At 64.3% G+C, this 15,892-nt stretch carries 9 protein-coding genes; 4 read left to right on the top strand and 5 right to left on the bottom strand.

Annotation, left to right across the window (positions count from 1 at the left end):
• Positions 1-15: 15 nt before the first annotated feature.
• Genes LOY53_RS17630 through LOY53_RS17615 form a run of 4 tightly spaced genes read right to left on the bottom strand, consistent with a single transcriptional unit; the run spans position 16 to position 5,574 of the window.
• Positions 16-1,968, bottom strand: coding sequence for an acetyl/propionyl/methylcrotonyl-CoA carboxylase subunit alpha (locus LOY53_RS17630; RefSeq protein WP_258703079.1), 1,953 nt, complete (start codon positions 1,966-1,968; stop codon positions 16-18).
• Positions 1,965-2,780: a gamma-carboxygeranoyl-CoA hydratase gene (locus LOY53_RS17625; RefSeq protein WP_099454772.1), complete on the bottom strand. Its 816-nt coding sequence runs from the start codon at positions 2,778-2,780 to the stop codon at positions 1,965-1,967. The genes LOY53_RS17630 and LOY53_RS17625 overlap by 4 nt, the downstream gene beginning before the upstream one ends.
• Before the next feature lie 3 nt (positions 2,781-2,783).
• A complete protein-coding gene (locus LOY53_RS17620) occupies positions 2,784-4,391 on the bottom strand; it encodes a carboxyl transferase domain-containing protein (protein ID WP_027592785.1) in 1,608 nt (535 codons plus the stop codon).
• A 19-nt stretch (positions 4,392-4,410) separates the two neighbouring features.
• The gene (locus LOY53_RS17615) at positions 4,411-5,574 is read right to left on the bottom strand and encodes an isovaleryl-CoA dehydrogenase (RefSeq protein WP_027592784.1); all 1,164 of its coding nucleotides are present in this window, start codon (positions 5,572-5,574) and stop codon (positions 4,411-4,413) included.
• A gap of 322 nt (positions 5,575-5,896) precedes the next feature.
• Between LOY53_RS17615 and LOY53_RS17610 the strand changes: the two genes are divergently transcribed.
• Complete coding sequence (locus tag LOY53_RS17610; RefSeq protein WP_252825106.1) at positions 5,897-7,579, top strand: AMP-binding protein; 1,683 nt, start codon at positions 5,897-5,899, stop codon at positions 7,577-7,579.
• 123 nt (positions 7,580-7,702) lie between these two features.
• On the opposite strand, the gene LOY53_RS17605 is transcribed toward LOY53_RS17610, so the two are convergent.
• Positions 7,703-7,864, bottom strand: a complete 162-nt coding sequence (locus LOY53_RS17605; RefSeq protein ID WP_003251307.1) for a hypothetical protein — start codon at positions 7,862-7,864, stop codon at positions 7,703-7,705.
• Between the two features lie 141 nt (positions 7,865-8,005).
• On the opposite strand from LOY53_RS17605, the gene LOY53_RS17600 reads away from it, so the two are divergent.
• The 3 genes from LOY53_RS17600 (at position 8,006) to glgB (ending at position 15,764) form a co-directional block, all read left to right on the top strand.
• Complete coding sequence (locus LOY53_RS17600; RefSeq protein WP_258703078.1) at positions 8,006-10,024, top strand: alpha-1,4-glucan--maltose-1-phosphate maltosyltransferase; 2,019 nt, start codon at positions 8,006-8,008, stop codon at positions 10,022-10,024.
• Between the two features lie 211 nt (positions 10,025-10,235).
• Complete coding sequence (gene treS, locus LOY53_RS17595) at positions 10,236-13,553, top strand: maltose alpha-D-glucosyltransferase (RefSeq protein WP_258703077.1); 3,318 nt, start codon at positions 10,236-10,238, stop codon at positions 13,551-13,553.
• On the top strand, positions 13,554-15,764 hold the full coding sequence (gene glgB / locus LOY53_RS17590; protein WP_099454766.1) for a 1,4-alpha-glucan branching protein GlgB: 2,211 nt from the start codon (positions 13,554-13,556) through the stop codon (positions 15,762-15,764).
• Positions 15,765-15,892: the final 128 nt, after the last annotated feature.

Below are 15,892 nucleotides of genomic sequence, written 5' to 3'. Positions count from 1 at the left end.
CCGGCTGCGGTTAACTTACTCCACCAACTCGACCAGCACGGTCCCTTCGCTGACCATATCCCCTTCCTGGCAGAACAGCGCCTTCACCGTGCCGGCATGCGGCGCACGAATGCTGTGCTCCATCTTCATGGCCTCCAGCACCACTAGCGCTGTGCCGGCTTCTACCACCTGACCCGGCTCGACCAGTACCCGCACGATGCTGCCGTTCATGGGCGCGCCCAGGCCCCCTTGGTGGCTGTGGCTGGCCTCGGCTTCGGCAATGGGGTCGAAGGCTTCGATGGCATGCATTTCACCTTCCCAGCGCAGGTACAACGTGCCACCGCGGCGTATCGCCAAGTGCCGGCGGCGCACGCCTGCCTGGTCGTGCACCAGTTGCTCGCCGTTAAGTTGCCAGGTGGATGCCGCGCTACGTTCCAGCGCCACCGCCTGGTCTTGCCCGGCGCTGGTCAGGTGCAGGCTGCTGCGCGCGGGCAAGCCCAGGCGCAGGCCATTGCGTTCAGCCCACGGCGAGCGGTTGTCGTCATCCCGTTGCTGGCCCGCCTGGCCCTGCAGCCAGGCTTCTGCGGCGGCTTCCCAGAAGGGCGCCGGCAGCGCTTGGGGGGCGGGCAGCAGAACGTCCTGGTGACGTGGGATAAACCCGGTGTCGAGCTCGGCGTCGGCAAACGCTGGGTGCGCGAGGATGCGTCGCAGGAAGGCAATGTTGGTCTTCAGGCCGCCGATGGCAAACTCATCAAGCATCGCCAGCAGGCGCAGGCGTGCCTGCTCGCGGTCTTCACCCCAGGCAATCAGCTTGCCTAGCATCGGGTCGTAGAACGGCGACACCACGTCCCCTTCGCTAACCCCGCTGTCGACCCGGCGCCCTTCGCCCGGCGCCGACTCGCGGTACAACGTCAGCGTGCCAGTGGCCGGCAGAAACTCGTTGGCTGGGTCCTCGGCATACAGGCGCACCTCGATGGCGTGGCCAATCAGCGGTACTTGGTCCTGCGTGATCGGCAACGCCTCGCCACAGGCCACGCGGATCTGCCAGGCCACCAGGTCGAGGCCGGTGATGGCTTCGGTGACCGGGTGCTCGACCTGCAGGCGGGTGTTCATCTCCATGAAGAAGAACTCGCCACGGGCATCGAGCAGGAATTCCACTGTACCTGCACCCACATAGCCGATGGCCTGGGCGGCGCGCACTGCGGCCTCGCCCATGGCCCGGCGCAGCTCGGGCGACAAGCCGGGTGCGGGGGCTTCTTCGACCACCTTCTGGTGGCGGCGCTGGATCGAGCAGTCACGTTCGTTGAGGTACAGGCAGTTGCCGTGCTGGTCGGCGAACACCTGGATTTCTACGTGGCGGGGCTTGAGTACGTACTTTTCAACCAGCATGCGGGCATCGCCGAACGACGATTGCGCCTCGCGCTGCGCCGAGGCCAGGGCGTCGGCCAGTTGGCTTTCGTCCTCGACCACTTTCATGCCCTTGCCACCACCACCGGCGCTGGCCTTCAGCAGTACCGGGTAGCCGATGCGTTCAGCGGCGGCGCGGAAGGTTTCCAAATCTTGAGCGTCGCCATGGTAGCCCGGTACTAGCGGCACGCCGGCGGCTTCCATCAGTGTTTTGGCCGCTGACTTGCTGCCCATCGCGTCGATGGCGCTGGCCGGTGGGCCGAGGAAGATCAGCCCGGCGTGTTCGATGGCGCGGGCAAAGCCTGCGTTTTCTGAAAGAAAGCCATAGCCCGGGTGGATGGCCTGTGCGCCGCTGGCTTTGGCGGCGGCCAGCAGTTTGTCGACCTGCAGGTAGCTTTCGGCGGCCTTGGTGCCGCCGAGGTCGACGCGGATATCGGCCTCGCGGCTGTGCCGGGCGTCACGGTCGGTGGCGCTGTGCACGGCGACGGTGGTCAGGCCCATGGCCTTGGCAGTGCGCATCACCCGGCAGGCGATTTCACCGCGGTTGGCGACCAGCAGGGTGGTCAACGGGGTGCGGCTCATGGGCGCGGCTCCTTGTTGTCGTCGGTTTGCCAGGCAGGGCGGCGCTTTTCGAGGAAGGCGCGTAGGCCCTCCTGGCCTTCGGCGCTGACGCGGATGCGGGCGATGGTGTTTTCGCAGTAGCGGCGCAGGGCAGGGCTCAGCTCGCCATCGTCGACCTCGCGCAGCAAGTCTTTGCTGGCGCGCAGGGCTTGCGGGCTGTTTAGCAGCAGGTTGGCGACCCAGGCCTCGACGTGGGCATCCAGCTCGTGGGCGGGGTACACCTCGGCCAGCAGGCCCAGTTCACGGGCCCGCACGCCGCTGAAGCGCTCGGCGGTGAGGGCGTAGCGGCGGGTAGCGCGTTCGCCGATGGCCTTGACCACGAATGGGCTGATCACGGCCGGGGCCAGGCCGATGCGCACTTCCGACAGGCACAGTTGGGCGTCTTCGGCGCCGATGGCCATGTCGCAGCAACTGATCAGGCCCAGGGCGCCGCCAAAGGCCGCGCCTTGCACCACGGCCAGGGTCGGCGCCTTGAGCCGGTGCAGGGCGTACATCAGCTCGCCGAGCTCGTGGGCGTCATCGAGGTTGGTGTTGAAGTCCAATTGCGCAGACTGCTGCATCCAGGCCAGGTCGGCGCCGGCGCTGAAGTGCCGGCCACGGCCACGCAGCAGGAGAAAACGCAGGCTGCTGTCTTCGGCGATCTGGCCGAGGGCGACGATCAGTTCGCGGATCATCTGTGCGTTGAAGGCGTTGTTCTTGTCTTCGCGGCTGAGCCACAGGGTGGCGAAGCCGCGAGGGTCCTTGACCACTTCTAGGGTGCTGAAATCGCTCATGGGTCACATCCGGAAAATGCCGAAGCGGCTCTGTTCGATCGGGGCGTTCAGCGCGGCAGACAACGCCAGGCCGAGCACGTCGCGGGTTTGCGCCGGGTCGATAACGCCGTCGTCCCACAGCCGGGCGCTGGAGTAGTAGGGGTGGCCCTGGTGTTCGTACTGGTCGAGGATCGGCTGCTTGAGCTTGGCTTCGTCTTCGGCGCTGAACGGCTGGCCGCTGCGCTCGCTTTGTTCGCGCTTGACCTGGGCCAGCACGCCAGCGGCCTGCTCGGCACCCATCACGCCGATGCGTGCGTTGGGCCACATCCACAGGAAGCGGGGGTCGTAAGCGCGGCCGCACATGCCATAGTTGCCGGCACCGAAGCTGCCACCGATGATCACGGTGAACTTCGGCACCTGGGCACAGGCCACTGCAGTCACCAGTTTGGCGCCGTGCTTGGCGATGCCGCCTTCTTCGTATTTTTTGCCGACCATGAAGCCGGTGATGTTCTGCAGGAACAGCAGCGGGATGCCGCGCTGGCAGGCCAGTTCGATGAAGTGCGCGCCTTTTTGCGCGGCTTCGGCAAATAAAATGCCGTTGTTGGCCAGGATCGCGATCGGGTAGCCGTGCAGGTGGGCGAAGCCGCACACCAAGGTGGTGCCGAACAGTGCCTTGAACTCGTCGAACACCGAGCCATCGACCAGGCGGGCGATGACCTCGCGCACATCGAACGGTTGCTTGGCGTCGGCCGGCACCACGCCGTACAACTCATCGGCGGCGTACAGCGGGGCGATCGGCGCCTGGCACTGCAGTTTGCCCAGCTTGTGCCAGTTGAGGTTGGCCACGCTGCGCCGGGCCAGGGCCAGGGCATGTTCGTCATTGTCGGCGTAGTGGTCGGCCACGCCGCTGATGCGGCAGTGCACGTCGGCGCCGCCGAGGTCTTCGGCACTCACCACTTCACCGGTGGCGGCTTTCACCAGCGGCGGGCCAGCCAGGAAGATAGTGGCTTGCTGGCGCACCATGATCGCTTCGTCGGCCATGGCGGGCACATAGGCGCCACCGGCGGTGCACGAGCCCATGACCACGGCGAGCTGCGGGATGCCCAGCGCGCTCATGTTGGCCTGGTTGAAGAAAATGCGCCCGAAGTGCTCGCGGTCGGGGAACACTTCGTCCTGGCGGGGCAGGTTGGCGCCGCCGGAGTCCACCAGGTAGATGCACGGCAGGCGGTTCTGCAGGGCGATGGTCTGCGCGCGCAGGTGCTTTTTGACGGTCAGCGGGTAGTACGAGCCGCCTTTGACCGTGGCGTCGTTGGCCACGATCATGCATTCCACGCCTTCTACCCGGCCAATGCCAGCAATCACGCCGGCGGCCGGCACGTCTTCGCCATACACCTCGTGGGCCGCCAGCTGGCCGATTTCAAGGAAGGGGGAGCCTGCGTCCAGCAGGCGGTCGATGCGTTCACGCGGCAGCAGTTTGCCGCGTGAGGTGTGCCGTTCCTGGGCCTTGGGGCCGCCGCCCTGCGCAATGTGCGCAAGCAGGCCACGCAGGGCCTGGACCTGTTCGAGCATGGCCGCGCTATTGCCGGCGAATTCCGCCGATCGCGGGTTGATCTGGGTATGCAAGGTAGCCATGTGCGCCCGTCCCTTGTGCTCAGCGGGTTTCGTTGAACAATTCGCGGCCGATCAACATCCGGCGGATTTCGCTGGTGCCAGCGCCGATTTCGTACAGTTTGGCGTCGCGCAGCAGGCGGCCTGCCGGGAACTCGTTGATGTAGCCGTTGCCGCCCAGAATCTGGATCGCTTCCAGGGCCATTTGCGTGGCGCGTTCGGCGGTGTACAGGATGACCCCGGCGGCGTCCTTGCGGGTGGTCTCGCCGCGGTCGCAGGCCTGGGCCACGGCGTACAAGTAGGCGCGGCTGGCGTTGAGCTGGGTGTACATGTCGGCGATCTTGCCTTGGATCAGCTGGAACTCACCGATGCTTTGGCCAAACTGCTTGCGGTCGTGGATGTAGGGCACCACCAGGTCCATGCAGCTTTGCATGATGCCGGTCGGGCCGCCGGACAGCACCACGCGTTCGTAGTCCAGGCCGCTCATCAGCACGCGTACGCCGCCGTTGAGTTGGCCGAGGATGTTTTCTTCCGGTACTTCGACGTCATCGAAGAACAGCTCGCAGGTGTTGGAGCCGCGCATGCCCAGCTTGTCGAACTTGTTGCTGCGGCTGAAGCCTTTCCAGTCGCGTTCGACAATGAACGCGGTAATGCCGTGTGCGCCCTTGTCCAGGTCGGTCTTGGCGTAGATCACGTAGGTGTTGGCGTCGGGGCCGTTGGTGATCCAGGTCTTGCTGCCGTTGAGCACGTAGCGGTCGCCGCGTTTTTCGGCGCGCAGCTTCATCGACACCACGTCGGAGCCGGCGTTAGGTTCGCTCATGGCCAGGGCGCCGATGTGCTCGCCGCTGATCAGCTTAGGCAGGTACTTGAGCTTTTGCTCATGGGTGCCGTTGCGGTTGATCTGGTTGACGCAGAGGTTGGAGTGGGCGCCGTAGGACAGGGCGACCGAGGCCGAGGCGCGGCTGATTTCTTCCATCGACACCACGTGGGCCAGGTAGCCCAGGCCGGCGCCGCCGTACTCTTCCGACACGGTGATGCCCAGCAGGCCCATGTCACCGAATTTACGCCACATGTCGGCGGGGAACAGGTTGTCGTGGTCGATCTGCGCGGCGCGCGGCGCCAGTTCGGCGGCGACGAAGGTGCTGACCTGGTCGCGGAGCATGTCGATGGTTTCGCCCAGGGCGAAGTTCAGGGAGGGGTAATGCATGCGGGGGCACCTTCTTGTTCTTGAAATTGGGTAACACCGTAGCTCATGGATTCGCCGCCGCCCCCTGTGGGAGCGGGCTTGCCCGCGAATGCGTCAGCAGGATCACCGTCATTGCCTGAGTGATCGCATTCGCGGGCAAGCCCGCTCCCACAGGGGTCGACTCTTGCCTGATGGCCGGTGTCGTTCATCACCTTTACGTTAACGTAAACCTGCCTTCGGTCACTGTCAATCGCCTCATCACCTTTACGTAAACGTAAATCTGCGCCAGAGTATCTCCCGCTTGCTTCAGTCGTGCCCAGAACAACCACAAGAAGGGACACCCATGAGTCAACCGAGCTATACCCGCGGTCGCCAGGACCGGCCCTTGCTGACCCAGACCATCGGCCAGGCCTTCGATGCCACCGTGGCCCGCTGCGCCGATGGCGAAGCGTTGGTGGCGCGCCACCAGGGCCTGCGTTACAGCTGGCGGCAGTTGGCCGAACAGGTCGATGTGCACGCCCGCGCCTTGATGGCCCTGGGCGTGAACACCGGCGACCGCGTGGGCATCTGGTCGCCCAACTGCGCCCAGTGGTGCATCCTGCAACTGGCCAGCGCCAAGGTTGGCGCGATCCTGGTCAACATCAACCCGGCGTATCGCGTCGGCGAGCTGGAATACGTGCTGCGCCAGTCCGGCTGCCGCTGGCTGGTGTGCGCCGATGCCTTCAAGACGTCGGATTACCACGCCATGGTCCAAGGCCTGGTGCCGGAGCTTGCCAGCGTTGCCCCCGGTGAATTGGCCAGTGAACGCCTGCCCGAGCTGCGCGGGGTGATCAGCCTGGCTGCCCAACCGCCGCAGGGCTTCTTGCCCTGGCAGGCGCTGGTCGAGCGGGCAGGGCAGACCACGCTCGAGGCCTTCACGGCCCGCCAGCAGAGCCAGCAGTTCGACCAACCGGTGAACATCCAGTACACCTCCGGCACCACCGGCGCGCCCAAGGGCGCCACCCTCAGCCACTACAACATCCTCAACAATGGCTTGATGGTCGGCGAAAGCCTGGGCCTGACCTCGGCCGACCGCATGGTCATCCCGGTGCCGCTGTACCACTGCTTCGGCATGGTCATGGCCAACCTCGGTTGCATCACCCACGGCAGCACCATGGTCTACCCCAACGACGCTTTCGACGCCGAACTCACCCTGCGCGCCGTGGCCGAAGAACGCGCCAGCATCCTCTATGGCGTGCCCACCATGTTCATCGCCATGCTCGACCACCCGGCCCGCCAGGCCATGGACCTCTCGAGCCTGCGCAGCGGCATCATGGCCGGTGCCACCTGCCCGATCGAAGTGATGCGCCGGGTTATCGACCAGATGCACATGGCCGAAGTGCAAATTGCCTATGGCATGACCGAGACCAGCCCGGTGTCCCTGCAAACCGGCCCGGACGACGAGCTTGAGCTGCGCGTGACCACGGTCGGGCGCACCCAGCCGCAGCTGGAAAACAAGCTGGTGGACGCCGACGGCTGCATTGTTGCCAGGGGCGAAATCGGCGAGCTGTGCACGCGGGGCTACAGCGTGATGCTCGGGTATTGGGACAACCCGCAGGCCACGGCGGATGCCATCGACCCAGCCGGCTGGATGCACTCGGGCGACTTGGCGGTCATGGACGAACAGGGGTATGTGCGTATCGTCGGGCGCAACAAGGACATGATCATCCGCGGCGGCGAGAACATCTATCCGCGCGAGCTGGAGGAGTTTTTCTATACCCACCCGGCAATCGCGGATGCCCAAGTGATCGGCATCCCGTGCAACCGTTACGGCGAAGAAATCGTGGCCTGGATCAAACTGCACCCCGGGCACAGCGCCACGGTCGATGAGCTGCAGGGCTGGTGCAAGGCACGCATCGCGCATTACAAGGTGCCGCGGCATTTCCGCTTTGTTGACGAGTTCCCGATGACGGTGACGGGGAAGGTGCAGAAGTTCAGGATGCGGGAGATCAGTGTGGCGGAATTGATGGCTGCTACTGTCGATTGATAGGCCGGTTGTGTCAGCGAAACCTTATCGCCTCGCCCTCCTGTTGGCAGTAAGGAGAACTTATCATCAGCACAACCGGCAGGCACCGCTACTGGCAAAAATATCAGTAGCGGTGGTCTACCCTTAAGCCTTCACCGGTGGCTCCTGGCTCGGTGGGTCGCCCACCGTCGGCGGTACGGTCGGCTTGATCGGCAGCTCGTCCGGGTCCTCCTCCGGCACGGGTGGCGGCAAGCTGGGGTCGTCGATGTTCGGATCGGGGGTTTCCGGTGGAATGGGAATGTTCATGGCCTGACCTCGCGTGGGTGGATGAAGAGGTGCTGCAGGCTCTGACTGTCAGGGGCTGCCGTTCGCTCAATTTATTTGAACCCCTACGCCCGCGCCCGGCTCTGAACCCTTACCGCCACCAGCCTAAGGGAGCAAGGTCCGATGTCACGAAACGAGCCCTTCGAAAGCGTGCCCATGGCGAACGATCACCCAGACCAGGCCATCAGCCTGGCCCAGGCGCTGCTGGCGCCGCGCATCGTGATCGAAAGCACGCAACCTGCGCTCGACGGCGGCACGTTCGCCACCAAGGCCATCAGCGGCCAGGCGGTCGCGGTCAGCAGCAAGGTTTACAGCGACGGCCATGACCGCCTCGCTGTGATGCTCAACTGGCGCCAGGCCCACAGCCGACGCTGGCACTGCGTGCCTATGAATTCGCCCGGCAATGACCTGTGGCTGGGCGAGTTCACCCCAACTGAGCTGGGCCCGCACCTGTTCAGCATCGAGGCCTGGATCGACCCGTTCGCCACCTATTGCCACGACCTGGAGAAGAAGTACCACGCTGGCGTCGAGGTCAAGCTGGAGCTTGAAGAAGGCCGTCTTCTGTTGGGCAAAGGCGCAGAACGCAGCGAGGGCTTCTTGCGTGAACAGATCGAAGCCTTGCAGGCACGGCTGCCGGCACTGCCCGAAGATGACCAGGTGGCGCTGTTGCTGGGCCCCGAAGCCACCCGGCTGATGACCGAGGCCGAGCACCGCAGCTACCTTACGCGCAGCAGCGAATTCCCGGTCGACGTCGACCGCCCAGCGGCGCAGTTCGCCAGCTGGTATGAACTGTTCCCGCGCTCGATCACCGACAGCCCCGAGCGCCACGGCACTTTTAACGACGTGCACGAACGTCTCCCCATGATCCGCGACATGGGCTTTGACGTGCTGTACTTCCCGCCCATTCACCCGATTGGCAAAAAACACCGCAAGGGCCGCAACAATGCCTTGCAGGCAGAGCCTAACGACCCAGGCAGCCCTTACGCCATCGGCAGCCCGGAAGGTGGGCACGACGCCATTCACCCGGAACTGGGCAGCCGCGAAGACTTCCGCCGCCTGGTGGCCGCCGCCGCAGAGCATGGCCTGGAAATCGCCCTGGACTTCGCCATCCAGTGCTCGCAAGACCACCCTTGGCTCACAGAGCACCCCGGCTGGTTCAGTTGGCGCCCCGACGGCACCATCCGCTATGCGGAAAACCCGCCGAAAAAATACCAGGACATTGTCAACGTCGACTTCTATGCCCCAGAGGCCGTGCCTTCGCTGTGGTTGGCGCTGCGCGACGTGGTGGTTGGTTGGGTCGAGGAGGGCGTGAAGACCTTCCGCGTCGACAACCCGCACACCAAACCGTTGCCGTTCTGGCAATGGCTGATCGCCAATGTGCGCAGCCAGCACCCGGACGTGATCTTCCTGGCCGAGGCCTTCACCAAGCCGGCGATGATGGCGCGCTTGGGCAAGGTCGGTTACACCCAGAGCTACACCTATTTCACCTGGCGCAACAGCAAGCAGGAGCTGCGCGAGTTTTACGAAGAGCTGAATCAGCCGCCGTGGAGCCTGTGCTACCGGCCCAACTTCTTCGTCAACACGCCAGATATCAACCCGTTTTTCCTGCACACCTCGGGTCGGGCGGGTTTTCTTATTCGCGCGGCCTTGGCGACCATGGGCTCGGGGTTATGGGGTATGTATTCGGGCTTCGAGCTGTGCGAAGCCACGCCGCTGCCCGGCAAAGAGGAATACCTGGACTCGGAGAAGTACGAAATCCGCCCGCGTGATTTCACCCAACCCGGCAACATCATTGCCGAAATCGCCCAGCTCAACCGCATCCGCCGGCAGAACCGCGCCTTGCAGACTCACCTTGGGGTGGCGTTTTTCAATTGCTGGAACGACAACATCCTGTACTTCGCCAAGCGCACGCCCGAGCGCGACAACTTCATTTTGGTGGCGATCAGCCTCGACCCGCACAACGCCCAGGAGGCCAGCTTCGAGCTGCCGCTGTGGGAGTTGGGCCTGGACGACAACGCCGACACTGTTGGCGAAGACCTGATGAACGGCCATCGCTGGACGTGGCGTGGCAAGACTCAATGGATGCGCATTGAGCCCTGGCATCAGCCGTTTGGTATCTGGCGAATAGAAAAGGCCCGTTAGGCCTTCAAACCGGGGGCCGCTGTGCGGCCCATCGCCGGCAAGCCGGCTCCCACAGGGGCCGGCGTCGGCTGCAAGCTTTGCAGACAAATGACAGGCCCGGTGCTGCCTGTGAAACCAGCACAAAACCTGTGGGAGCTGGCTTGCCGGCGATGGGCTGCGCAACAGCCCTAAAACCAGGTAGCGCGCATCCGCAGAACGAAAGGAGTCACCCATGGCCAAGCGTTCCCGACCAGCAGCCTTCATCGATGACCCGCTGTGGTACAAGGACGCGGTGATTTATCAGCTGCACATCAAGTCGTTCTTCGACGCCAACAACGACGGCATCGGCGATTTCGCCGGGTTGATCAGCAAGCTCGACTACATCGCCGAACTGGGCGTCAACACCCTCTGGCTGCTGCCGTTCTACCCCTCGCCACGGCGCGATGACGGCTACGACATCGCCGAATACAAAGCTGTGCACCCCGACTACGGCAGCATGGCCGATGCCCGGCGCTTCATCGCCGAGGCGCACAAGCGCGGCCTGCGGGTGATCACCGAACTGGTCATCAACCACACCTCCGACCAGCACCCGTGGTTCCAGCGCGCCCGCCTGGCCAAGCGGGGCAGCAAGGCACGCGACTTCTACGTGTGGTCGGATGACGACCAGAAGTACGACGGCACCCGCATCATCTTCCTCGACACCGAGAAGTCCAACTGGACCTGGGACCCTGTCGCCGGCCAGTACTTTTGGCACCGCTTCTATTCGCACCAGCCAGACCTGAACTTCGACAACCCGCAAGTGCTCAAGGCGGTGATCGGGGTGATGCGCTTCTGGCTCGACCTGGGCGTTGATGGCCTGCGCCTGGACGCCATCCCCTACCTGATCGAGCGCGACGGCACCAACAACGAAAACCTCCCCGAGACCCACCGGGTGCTCAAGGCGATCCGCGCCGAAATCGACGCCAACTACCCCGACCGCATGCTGCTGGCCGAAGCTAATCAATGGCCCGAAGACACCCGCCCGTACTTTGGCGAGGGCGATGGCGACGAATGCCACATGGCCTTCCACTTCCCGCTGATGCCGCGCATGTACATGGCCCTGGCCATGGAGGACCGCTTCCCGATCACCGACATCCTGCGCCAAACCCCGGAAATCCCCGCCAACAGCCAGTGGGCGATTTTCCTGCGCAACCACGATGAGCTGACCCTGGAGATGGTCACCGACCGCGAACGCGACTACCTGTGGAACTACTACGCCGAAGACCGCCGCGCCCGCATCAACCTTGGCATCCGCCGTCGCCTGGCGCCGCTGTTGCAACGTGACCGACGGCGCATCGAACTGCTGACCAGCCTGCTGCTGTCGATGCCCGGCACCCCGACCTTGTACTACGGCGATGAACTGGGCATGGGCGATAACATCTACCTGGGCGACCGCGACGGCGTGCGCACCCCCATGCAATGGTCGCCGGACCGCAACGGTGGCTTTTCCCGCGCCGACCCGCAGCGCCTGGTGCTGCCACCGATCATGGACCCGCTGTACGGCTACCAGACGGTCAACGTCGAGGCCCAGTCCCACGACCCGCATTCGTTGCTCAACTGGAACCGCCGCCTGCTGGCGGTGCGCAACCAGCAGAAGGCGTTTGGCCGTGGCAGCATCCGCATGCTCACACCGAGCAACCGGCGCATCCTCGCGTACATCCGCGAGTACACCGATCAAGAGGGCAACAGTGAAGTGATTCTTTGCGTGGCCAACGTGTCACGCGCCGCCCAGGCCGCGGAACTCGAGCTGTCGCAATACGCCGATAAAGTACCGGTGGAGATGCTGGGCGGCAGCGCCTTTCCCCCGATCGGCCAACTGCCGTTTTTGCTGACATTGCCGCCCTATGCTTTTTACTGGTTCCTGCTGGCGTCGCACGACCGCATGCCCAGCTGGCACATCCAGGCCATCGAGGGGTTACCCGAATTGACTACACTGGTGCTGCGCAAGCGCCTGGAAGAGCTGCTCGAGGCGCCTTCCAGCGAGATGTTAGAAAGCTCGATCCTGCCGCAATACCTGCCCAAACGGCGCTGGTTCGCCGGCAAGGAAGGGCCGATCGACCAGGTTCGCCTGCGTTATGGCGTGCGTTTTGGCACGGCCACCACGCCGGTATTGCTCGGCGAACTGGAAGTGCTCAGCGATGGCGTCGCCAACCACTACCAACTGCCGTTCGGCCTGTTGCCCGAAGAGCAGATCAACAGCGCCTTGCCCCAGCAGTTGGCATTGTCGCGCGTGCGCCGTGGCCGACAGGTTGGTTTGATCACCGACGCCTTCGTCCTTGAGCCATTCATCCGCGCCGTGCTGCGGGCCTGCCAGGAACGCCACCGGCTGCCCTGCGGCAATGGCCTGGGCGAGCTGCGTTTCGAGTGCACCGAACAGCTTGCCAAGCTGGGGCTCACCGAAGAGAGCCCTGTGCGCTACCTCAGCGCCGAGCAGTCCAACAGCTCGGTGGTGGTTGCCGATCGGGTAGTGCTCAAGCTGATCCGCCGGGTCAACCCAGGCATTCATCCGGAACTTGAGATGAGCGCCTACCTGACTGCTGCGGGCTTTACCAATATTTCGCCGTTGCTGGGGTGGGTCAGCCGCGTGGACGAGCACGCCACCCCGCACCTGTTGATGATCGCTCAGGGCTACCTGAGCAATCAGGGCGATGCCTGGGCCTGGACCCAGAACACCCTGGAGCGGGCCATCCGCGACGAGATGGAACCGACCAGTTCGGCCAGCGAAGCCCACACCGATGCCCTGGCCGAACTCGATGGCTTTGCTGCCTTGTTGGGCCAGCGTCTGGGCGAGATGCACGTGTTGTTGGCAGCGCCAACCGAAGATGCGGCCTTCCAGCCGCGCACAAGCGATGCCCAGGACAGCGAGCGCTGGAGCACCCAAATTACTGCCGAGCTGACCCACGCCCTCGACCTGCTGGCCCAGCACCGCGACAGCCTGGACAGCGACAGCCAGGCGTTGGTCGACGACCTGCAGCAACAGCGCGACGGCCTGACCCAGCACATCGACAACCTCGCCCGACAAGCCCAAGGCGGCCTGTTGATGCGCGTGCATGGCGACCTGCACCTGGGCCAGGTACTGGTGGTGCAGGGCGATGCTTACCTGATCGATTTCGAGGGCGAACCGGCGCGCCCATTGGAAGAACGCCGGGCGCGTCACAGCCCCTACAAAGATGTCAGCGGCGTGCTGCGATCCTTCGACTATGCTGCTGCGATGATTCTGCGCAACGCCTCTGCGGTGGACCTTTCCGACCCGGCGCGCAAGGCTCGGCACCGGGTTGCCAGGCACTACCTGCACCAATCCCGCCATGCGTTTGTCGAGGCTTATGGCTTGGCGACCGCTGCTATGCCCCACGCCTGGCAACAGGCCGAAGGCGAGCGCGCCGCGCTGGAATTGTTCTGCCTGGAAAAGGCCGCGTACGAAATTACATACGAAGCTGAAAATCGACCGAATTGGCTGGCCGTGCCTTTGCATGGCTTGCATGGACTGATCAGTACCTGGGGAGAGTCATAGATGAATGCAACCACGCGTGATACCGGCGGTCTTCGGCAACGGGACCTCGACGCCCTGGCCCGCGCCGAGCACGCCGATCCATTTGCGGTACTTGGCCCCCATGGCGACGGCGCCGGCGGGCAGTGGGTCCGCGCCTTCCTGCCCAATGCCCTGAATGCGCGCGTGCTGTCGCGCCACGACGGCCGCGTGCTCGCCGAAATGGTGCAGGCCAGCTTGCCTGGCCTGTTTACCGCGCACCTTGATGACGCACAGCCCTACCTGTTGCAAATCGGCTGGGCCGGTGGTGAGCAGGTGACCGAAGACCCGTACAGCTTTGGCCCGCAGTTGGGTGATATGGACCTTTACCTGTTCGCCGAAGGCAACCACCGCGACCTGTCCGGGCGCTTTGGTGCCCAGCCGATGCAGGCCGATGGCATCGACGGCGTGTGCTTCTCGGTGTGGGCGCCGAATGCGCGGCGGGTGTCGGTGGTGGGTGACTTCAACAATTGGGACGGCCGCCGCCACCCGATGCGCCTGCGCCACAGCGCGGGGGTGTGGGAGCTGTTCGTGCCGCGGCTTGGCGTGGGTGAAACCTACAAGTTCGAAGTGTTGGGCAAAGAGGGCGTACTGCCCCTGAAAGCCGACCCGCTGGCCCGCGCCACCGAGCTGCCGCCGAGCACCGCGTCGAAGGTCGCCGGTGCGCTCAGCCACCCCTGGCAAGACCACGACTGGATGGCGCAGCGTGCGCAACGTCACGCCTACAACGCGCCCCTGTCGATCTACGAATTGCATGTCGGCTCGTGGCAGTGCGAGCTGGATGACCTGGGCGAGGTGGCGCGTTACTACAACTGGCGCGAGCTGGCCGAGCGCCTGGTGCCCTATGTGCAGGCGCTGGGCTTTACCCACATCGAACTGATGCCGATCATGGAGCACCCGTTCGGCGGCTCTTGGGGCTATCAGCCCCTTTCGATGTTCGCGCCCACCTCGCGCTACGGCAGTGCCGAAGACTTCGCCGCCTTCATCGATGCCTGCCACCAAGGCGGCATCGGCGTCATCCTCGATTGGGTGCCGGCGCATTTCCCTACCGACGAGCACGGCCTGGCCCGCTTCGACGGCACGGCCCTGTACGAATACGAAAACCCCCTGGAGGGCTACCACCAGGACTGGAACACGCTGATCTACAACCTTGGGCGCAACGAGGTGCGTGGCTTCATGCTGGCCTCGGCATTGCTCTGGCTCAAGCAGTTCCACATCGACGGCCTGCGTGTCGATGCCGTGGCGTCGATGCTGTACCGCGACTACTCGCGCAAGGCGGGCGAATGGGTGCCTAACCGCCATGGTGGGCGCGAGAACCTGGAGGCCATCGATTTCATCCGCCACCTCAATGGCGTCGCGGCGCACGAAGCCCCTGGCGCGTTGATCATCGCCGAAGAATCCACCGCCTGGCCCGGCGTCAGCCAGCCGATCCAGCAGGGCGGCCTGGGCTTTGCCTACAAGTGGAACATGGGCTGGATGCACGACACCTTGCACTACATCCAGAACGACCCGATTCACCGCACTTATCATCACAACGAGATGAGTTTCGGGCTGATCTATGCCTATTCCGAGCACTTCATCCTGCCGATTTCCCACGATGAGGTGGTGCACGGCAAGCACTCGCTGATCGACAAGATGCCAGGCGACCGCTGGCAGAAGTTCGCCAACCTGCGTGCCTACCTCACGTTCATGTGGGCGCACCCGGGCAAGAAGCTGTTGTTCATGGGCTGCGAATTTGGCCAGTGGCGCGAGTGGAACCACGACAGCGAGCTGGACTGGTACCTGCTGCAGTACCCTGAGCACAAGGGCGTGCAGCGCCTGGTCGGCGACCTTAACCGCCTGTACCGCGAGGTGCCTGCGCTGCATGAGCAGGATTGCCAGCCCCAGGGCTTCCAGTGGTTGATCGGTGATGACGCGCAAAACAGCGTGTATGCCTGGCTGCGCTGGAGCAGCAATGGCGAGCCGTTGCTGGTGGTGGCCAACTTCACCCCGGTGCCGCGCGAGGGCTACCGCATTGGCGTGCCGTTTGGCGAGCGTTGGGAAGAGCTGCTCAACAGCGATGCAGAACTGTATGCCGGGTCCAACGTGGGTAACCTGGGGGCGGTGGTAAGCGAAGCTGTCACCAGCCATGGGCAGCCGTTGTCGCTGGCGCTCAACTTGCCGCCGCTGGGCGTGTTGATTCTCAAACCTGCCTGAGCGGGGCAAACATTGCCCGTGTAGGAGCAGCCTTGTGCTGCGAAGAGGCCGGTGAAAGCACAGTGACTCTAGGCTGCTTTCACCGGCCTCTTCGCAGCACAAGGCTGCTCCTACAGGCAGGCATACCA

Source organism: Pseudomonas sp. B21-031, from assembly GCF_024748985.1.
Lineage (GTDB): Bacteria > Pseudomonadota > Gammaproteobacteria > Pseudomonadales > Pseudomonadaceae > Aquipseudomonas > Aquipseudomonas kermanshahensis.
Note: the sequence above shows the minus strand (reverse complement) of the source record. Positions and strands in the feature narration are given on the sequence as shown.

What these genes read in the sequence shown, in the direction of transcription:
- LOY53_RS17630 (WP_258703079.1), bottom strand. Translation starts at nt 1,968, where the DNA reads ATGAGCCGCACCCCGTTGACCACCCTGCTGGTCGCCAACCGCGGTGAA.
- treS (WP_258703077.1), top strand. Translation starts at nt 10,236, where the DNA reads ATGGCCAAGCGTTCCCGACCAGCAGCCTTCATCGATGACCCGCTGTGG.
- LOY53_RS17625 (WP_099454772.1), bottom strand. Translation starts at nt 2,780, where the DNA reads ATGAGCGATTTCAGCACCCTAGAAGTGGTCAAGGACCCTCGCGGCTTC.
- LOY53_RS17600 (WP_258703078.1), top strand. Translation starts at nt 8,006, where the DNA reads ATGTCACGAAACGAGCCCTTCGAAAGCGTGCCCATGGCGAACGATCAC.
- LOY53_RS17605 (WP_003251307.1), bottom strand. Translation starts at nt 7,864, where the DNA reads ATGAACATTCCCATTCCACCGGAAACCCCCGATCCGAACATCGACGAC.
- LOY53_RS17610 (WP_252825106.1), top strand. Translation starts at nt 5,897, where the DNA reads ATGAGTCAACCGAGCTATACCCGCGGTCGCCAGGACCGGCCCTTGCTG.
- glgB (WP_099454766.1), top strand. Translation starts at nt 13,554, where the DNA reads ATGAATGCAACCACGCGTGATACCGGCGGTCTTCGGCAACGGGACCTC.
- LOY53_RS17620 (WP_027592785.1), bottom strand. Translation starts at nt 4,391, where the DNA reads ATGGCTACCTTGCATACCCAGATCAACCCGCGATCGGCGGAATTCGCC.
- LOY53_RS17615 (WP_027592784.1), bottom strand. Translation starts at nt 5,574, where the DNA reads ATGCATTACCCCTCCCTGAACTTCGCCCTGGGCGAAACCATCGACATG.